The sequence below is a fragment of the Streptomyces sp. NPDC016309 genome, assembly GCF_043077235.1.
Taxonomy (GTDB): Bacteria; Actinomycetota; Actinomycetes; order Streptomycetales; family Streptomycetaceae; genus Streptomyces.
Genome location: NZ_JBIBSG010000001.1, coordinates 447,363 through 453,403 on the forward strand (window position 1 = coordinate 447,363; position 6,041 = coordinate 453,403).

Annotated in this window: 7 protein-coding genes; 5 read left to right on the forward strand and 2 right to left on the reverse strand. The window is 72.4% G+C overall.

Going from position 1 to position 6,041, the window contains the following annotated elements; all coding sequences use genetic code 11:
* Positions 1-7: 7 nt before the first annotated feature.
* The gene (locus tag ACF068_RS01960; protein ID WP_392272190.1) at positions 8-1,015 is read right to left on the reverse strand and encodes an alpha/beta fold hydrolase; all 1,008 of its coding nucleotides are present in this window, start codon (positions 1,013-1,015) and stop codon (positions 8-10) included.
* 153 nt (positions 1,016-1,168) lie between these two features.
* Here ACF068_RS01960 and ACF068_RS01965 point away from each other — a divergent pair, with 153 nt between their 5' ends.
* From ACF068_RS01965 to ACF068_RS01980, 4 genes are all read left to right on the forward strand, one after another.
* Positions 1,169-1,399 carry a hypothetical protein gene (locus ACF068_RS01965; protein WP_392272191.1) on the forward strand — a complete coding sequence of 77 codons (231 nt, stop codon included), beginning with the start codon at positions 1,169-1,171 and terminating at the stop codon, positions 1,397-1,399.
* A 145-nt stretch (positions 1,400-1,544) separates the two neighbouring features.
* Positions 1,545-2,186 (forward strand): TetR/AcrR family transcriptional regulator, encoded by a 642-nt coding sequence (locus tag ACF068_RS01970; protein ID WP_392272192.1) that lies wholly within the window; start codon positions 1,545-1,547, stop codon positions 2,184-2,186.
* A gap of 85 nt (positions 2,187-2,271) precedes the next feature.
* On the forward strand, positions 2,272-2,499 hold the full coding sequence (locus ACF068_RS01975) for a DUF3107 domain-containing protein (RefSeq protein WP_392272193.1): 228 nt from the start codon (positions 2,272-2,274) through the stop codon (positions 2,497-2,499).
* Between the two features lie 172 nt (positions 2,500-2,671).
* On the forward strand, positions 2,672-2,944 hold the full coding sequence (locus tag ACF068_RS01980; protein ID WP_392272194.1) for a hypothetical protein: 273 nt from the start codon (positions 2,672-2,674) through the stop codon (positions 2,942-2,944).
* Positions 2,945-3,072: 128 nt separating this feature from the next.
* Here the strand turns inward: ACF068_RS01980 and ACF068_RS01985 are convergent, their stop codons facing one another.
* The gene (locus ACF068_RS01985) at positions 3,073-3,819 is read right to left on the reverse strand and encodes a ferritin-like fold-containing protein (RefSeq protein ID WP_392272195.1); all 747 of its coding nucleotides are present in this window, start codon (positions 3,817-3,819) and stop codon (positions 3,073-3,075) included.
* Between the two features lie 481 nt (positions 3,820-4,300).
* On the opposite strand from ACF068_RS01985, the gene ACF068_RS01990 reads away from it, so the two are divergent.
* Positions 4,301-6,041, forward strand: a 1,741-nt coding sequence (locus tag ACF068_RS01990; protein ID WP_392272196.1) for a DEAD/DEAH box helicase, incomplete at its 3' end; no start/stop codon positions are given.

Here is a 6,041-nt window from a genome sequence, read left to right on the forward strand (position 1 = left end):
CCCCGGATCAGCTCCCGCCGTCGTGTTCGTCGTCCTGTGCGCCGTCGCGGCCGTCGCGTCGGTCGTGCTGCGCGATCAGCTCCCGTACGGCCTGCGCGACCGTCTCGGGGTACTCCATCATCGCCACGTGCCCGGCGTCCGGAAGCGCCAGCAGCCGCGAGTCGCGGAAAGCGGCCGCCGCCCGGCGGGCCATCCGGAACGAGACGAGCTGGTCGCGGCCCCCGTACACCAGCAGGGTGGGGGCGAGCACCCGTTCCGCCTGCCGCCACAGCCCGTGCTGCCCGCCCAGGGTGTACGCGTCGACGATGCCGCGCGCCGACCGGGCCATCGCGTCCCAGAAGTACGGCAGCTTCAGCCGCCGCTCCATCTCCTCCACGGCGTTGCGGAAGCCCTCGTCGGTGACCTGACCCGGGTCGCCGTAGCAGAGCGCCAGCACTCCGCGTACGCGCTGCTCGGCCGTCCAGTCCCTGGTGAGCCGGGTGAAGAGGGAGGCGACCCCCGGCAGCGCCAGCAGCGCCGTCGGCCAGGCGCCGCGCTGTGCCCGCAGCTCCGGAAGGGCGGGCGAGACCAGGGTCAGCGTGCGGACCAGGTCGGGGCGGACCGCCGCGACCCGGGTGGCGACGGCACCGCCCAGGGAGTTCCCGATCAGGTGCACCGGCCCGCGCTCCCCGGCGTCCAGCAGGCGGATGACCGCGCGGGCGTGCGCCGTCAGGGAGTAGTTGCCGTCGTCGGGCGGCGGGGAGTCGCCGAAACCGGGCAGGTCGACCGCCTCGCCGTCCACGACGTCCTCGAGCAGCGGCATCAGGGCCGACCAGTTCTGCGAGGAACCGCCGAGCCCGTGCACGTACAGCGCGGGCGGCAGTCCGCGCCGCTCCGACGGCCGGCAGCGCACGTTCAGCGTCAGGCCGGGCAGCGTGACGGAACGCAGCCGCTCCCCCTCCGCGACCCGTACGGCGCTCACCCGGGGCCCCGCCGCGGTGGCGGCGATGGATTCCGGCAGCTCGGTCGAAGACATGCGCCAATGTTACGAGACGATCACGCGCGCTCCGGTGTGTTCGCCGTCACAGATCGCATAGCGCTGGAAGGGGGTACCTCCTAGGCTCGTACCTGAGGGCAGTACGCCCAGGCCCCCGCACACGATGTGGACCAGCCCAGTGAAAGGGAGCCCATGACCGTCGATCCGACCGACCCCGAGACCTTCGACGCCACCGAGAACGGCGAGGCGGCGGCCGCCGCGCTGGACGAGGAGACGCCCGAGGCCGACGCGGCCGAACAGCACCGCGAGCTCAGCCCCGACGCGGACGACCCGCTCACCCGTATCGACCCGACCGTGGCGAACGAGGCCGACGCCGCCGAACAGACCCGAGTGGTGACGCTGGACGAGGACGACTACCGATGATTTGGTCGGTTTAACGTTGAATCTCCGGCTACCCCGGGCGTCCGGTACATGAAATTCTGCGCTCGCACCGCGCACAGCCGGGTTACCCAAAAGTACGATGGCGGGCGCGGCGCACTGCGCGCAAGGATCGATTTTGGGAGGCGGCGTGACAGCCATCGAGCAGACAGAGGCGGCGCGCCCGCGGGGCACGCGCCTGCCGCGCCGAGCCCGACGCAACCAGCTCCTGGGCGCCGCCCAGGAAGTGTTTGTCGCACAGGGGTACCACGCGGCCGCGATGGACGACATCGCGGAGCGCGCGGGTGTGAGCAAGCCCGTGCTCTACCAGCACTTCCCCGGGAAGCTGGACCTGTACCTGGCGCTGCTGGACCAGCACTGCGAGTCGCTGCTCCAGGCCGTGCGCACCGCGCTCGCCTCCACCACGGAGAACAAGCTGCGCGTGGCGGCCACCATGGACGCCTACTTCGCGTACGTCGAGGACGAGGGCGGCGCCTTCCGTCTCGTGTTCGAGTCGGACCTGACCAACGAGCCGGCGGTGCGCGAGCGCGTCGAGCGGGTATCGCTCCAGTGCGCCGAGGCCATCTCCGACGTCATCGCCGAGGACACCGGGCTGTCCAAGGACGAGTCGATGCTGCTGGCCGTGGGCCTGGGCGGCGTCTCCCAGGTGGTCGCGCGGTACTGGCTGTCCAGCGAGTCGCCCATCCCGCGCGACAAGGCGGTGCAGCTGCTGACATCGCTGGCCTGGCGGGGCATCGCCGGCTTCCCGCTGCACGGCTCGGAATCCCACTGATGATCGGTGTGGTCTCTCCGGGCTAATGTGTGCAGCGTACGGCGCGGCTGACCGCGCAACGCTGACCGTTCGGAGGGACATAGCCGTGGAGGTCAAGATCGGCGTGCAGCACGCGCCCCGGGAGATCGCTCTGGAGAGCGGGCAGTCCGCCGAGGAGGTGGAGCGCGCGGTGGCCGATGCGCTGGCCGGCAAGACGCAGCTGCTCAGCCTGACGGACGACAAGGGCCGCAAGGTCCTGGTGCCGGCCGACCGGATCGCCTACGTGGAGATCGGCGAGCCGGCCAAGCCCCGGGTCGGTTTCGGGGCGATCTGAGCAGCACGGACGCACGACGCGAAGGCCCGGCGGGATGATCCCGCCGGGCCTTGTCCGTGTGTACGGTCCCGCGTCCGCGGTCCCGCCCCACGAGGATGATTGCGTTTCGTGCGCATCGGGTAGTACGGGCTGTGACCGTTTTGCCCGGCCCGCCGTCCGCGAGGTGATCCGCGTGTTCTGGGAAGCTTTCGGCTCCGTCGTGTTCGGATTCGCACTGTCCTGGGCCGCCGCCCACCGACTCGCCGGCCGGCTCCCGTCACGCCGCGTGGTCCTCGGCGCGGGCGTGCTCGGTGCGCTCTTCGGTTCGCTGATCACCCATGCCGCGCTGGGCCCGGGCCACGCGCCCGGCACCGTACTGGGCGCGGTCGCCGTCGCCGCGGTCGTGCTCTCGCTCCTGCTGCGTCCGAGCCGCCGGCTGCGCCGCTCCGCCGCCACGCCGACCTGACCGGGGCGTGTGCCCCGCCCCCTGGGGGCGGGTGTCGCCTTTCGGAAGCGGGTGCCGGGTGCCCCGGCACCCCTGGAGCGGCCCCCGGCGGGGTGAACCCGACGGGGGACACCGGGGCACCGTGGGCGTCAGGCGGCCAGCCCCAGCGCGGCCATGCGCTTGGTGTGCGCCTTCGTGATCCGGGAGAACATCTCGCCCACCGCCGCCAGGTCGAACCCGTCCGCGACGCCGCCCACCAGCATCGTCGACAGCGCGTCCCGCTCCGCGACGACCCGCTGGGCCTGCGACAGGGCCTCGCCCATGAGCCGGCGCGCCCACAGCGCGAGGCGGCCGCCCACCCGCGGGTCGGCCTCGATCGCGGCGCGCACCTTCTCGACGGCGAAGTTGCCGTGCCCGGTGTCGTCCAGCACCGTCAGCACCAGCGCGCGCGTGTCGGAGTCCAGGCGGACGGCGACCTCCCGGTAGAAGTCGCTGGCGATCGAGTCGCCGACGTACGCCTTGACCAGGCCCTCCAGCCAGTCGGACGGGGCGGTCTGGCGGTGGAAGTCGTCCAGCGCCTTGGCGAAGGGCTCCATCGCGGCCGTCGGCTCGGCGTCGATCGCCGCCAGCCGGTCCCGCAGCCGCTCGAAGTGGTGGAACTCGGCCGACGCCATCTTCGCCAGCTCCGCCTTGTCGGCGAGCGTCGGCGCCAGCTTCGCGTCCTCGGCCAGCCGCTCGAAGGCCGCCAGTTCCCCGTACGCGAGCGCGCCGAGCAGGTCCACGACGGCTGCGCGGTACTGCGGCTCGGCGGAGGCTCCGGCCCAGTCGAGGGCGGCGATCCCGGTAGGTGCTTCTTCGGCTGCGGACGAGGCGGTGGCGTTGTCAGGCGTCTCCATGAAGCGCACAATAGCCCGCCCGCCGGACGTCGGAAGGTCCTGGTCATCCACTGTGACCTCCCCCTCCTTATGAATCGGCCCGACACACCTGCGCGGATCCGGGGTACAGTGATATTGCGCCTGCTGAGCACTCAGTCATGTTCGTACGTACTCGGCGGGCCATCTCATGAATGAGGATGCCCGGTCGGTGGCCCGATCGGCTCCGACCCGACAGCCCTCCGTGCGCATGAGCCGCACATGAGGGGCCCCTCAGCGGTATGACGCTCGAGCGACGGAAGTGGTCCCGCGCCACCCGGCAGCGGTCTTGACGACCCGCGGCCGGCCGCTACCGGCACGGTAAGACCCCCAGCGTTCGCCTCATGCCGCGTCTCACAGAAGAGGCAGCACCCTGACTACGACTTTCCGAGAGCTCGGGATCCTTCCCGAGACGGCCGAGGCCCTCGAAGCCGTCGGCATCACGTCCCCCTTCCCCATCCAGGAGATGACCCTCCCGGTCGCCCTCTCCGGCACCGACGTCATCGGCCAGGCCAAAACCGGCACCGGCAAGACCCTCGGGTTCGGCCTGCCGCTGCTGGAGCGCGTCACCGTCCCCGCGGACGTCGAGGCGGGCCGGGCCACGCCCGAGCAGCTCACCGACGCTCCGCAGGCGCTCGTGGTCGTCCCCACCCGCGAGCTGTGCACCCAGGTCACCAACGACCTGCTCACCGCCGGCAAGGTCCGTAACGTCCGCGTCCTCGCGATCTACGGCGGCCGCGCCTACGAGCCGCAGGTCGAGGCCCTGAAGAAGGGCGTCGACGTGATCGTCGGCACCCCGGGCCGCCTGCTCGACCTGGCCGGCCAGCGCAAGCTGGACCTGTCCAAGGTCAAGGCGCTCGTCCTCGACGAGGCCGACGAGATGCTCGACCTGGGCTTCCTGCCCGACGTCGAGCGGATCATCAACATGCTTCCGGCGAAGCGCCAGACCATGCTGTTCTCGGCCACCATGCCGGGCGCGGTCATCGGCCTGGCCCGCCGCTACATGTCGCAGCCGACGCACATCAGCGCCACCTCCCCGGACGACGCGGGGGCGACGGTCGCGAACACCAAGCAGTACGTGTACCGCGCGCACTCCATGGACAAGCCCGAGATGGTCTCGCGCATCCTCCAGGCCAATGGCCGCGGACTCGCGATGATCTTCTGCCGTACGAAGCGGACGGCGGCCGACATCGCCGAGCAGCTCGAACGGCGGGGCTTCGCCTCCGGCGCGGTCCACGGCGACCTCGGCCAGGGCGCCCGTGAGCAGGCGCTGCGCGCCTTCCGCAACGGCAAGGTGGACGTGCTCGTCTGCACCGACGTCGCGGCACGGGGCATCGACGTCGACGGCGTCACGCACGTGATCAACTACCAGTCGCCCGAGGACGAGAAGACCTTCCTCCACCGCGTGGGCCGCACCGGCCGCGCGGGCAAGAAGGGCATCGCCGTCACGCTGGTCGACTGGGACGACATCCCGCGCTGGCAGCTCATCAACAAGGCGCTGGGGCTGGACTTCAACGACCCGGTCGAGACGTACTCGACGTCCCCGCACCTGTACGCGGACATGGACATCCCCGAGGGCACGAAGGGCATCCTGCCGCGTGCCGAGCGCACCCGGGCCGGTCTGGACGCGGAAGAGGTCGAGGACCTCGGCGAGACGGGCGGCCGCGGGTCGCGCGGACGGCGCTCGGAGCGTCCGGAGCGCGCGGGCCGTACGGAGGAGCGCCCGGAGCGTACGCGTACGCCGCGTCAGCGCCGGCGCACCCGGGGCGGTACGCCGCTGGCCGCCGACGAGGCGGCGACGACCGCCGAGACGGTCACCCCCGCGCCCGACGCCGCCCCGGAGCCGCGCACCCCGCGCCGTCGCCGGACGCGCACCCGTGCGGGCGCCCCGTCGGTGACGGAGGCCGTGGCCACCGCACCGGTCACGCCGGCCGAGACGGTCACCGAGCCGGCCGCGGAGCCGATCGCGGAGGAGCCCACCAAGCCCCGCCGCACCCGCACCCGCAAGGCCGCCGAACCGGTCGCCGAGGCCACCGAGACGGTCACCCAGCCGGTCACGGAGGAGCCCACCAAGCCCCGCCGCACCCGCACCCGCAAGACCGCCGAACCGGCCGCCGAGGCCACCGAGACGGTCACCCAGCCGGTCACGGAGGAGCCCACCAAGCCCCGCCGCACGCGCACTCGCAAGACCGCCGAACCGGTCGCCG

Excerpts from the sequence above, each read along its gene's own strand:
- ACF068_RS01960 (WP_392272190.1), bottom strand. The coding sequence starts at position 1,015 with ATGTCTTCGACCGAGCTGCCGGAATCCATCGCCGCCACCGCGGCGGGG.
- ACF068_RS01965 (WP_392272191.1), top strand. The coding sequence starts at position 1,169 with ATGACCGTCGATCCGACCGACCCCGAGACCTTCGACGCCACCGAGAAC.
- ACF068_RS01985 (WP_392272195.1), bottom strand. The coding sequence starts at position 3,819 with ATGGAGACGCCTGACAACGCCACCGCCTCGTCCGCAGCCGAAGAAGCA.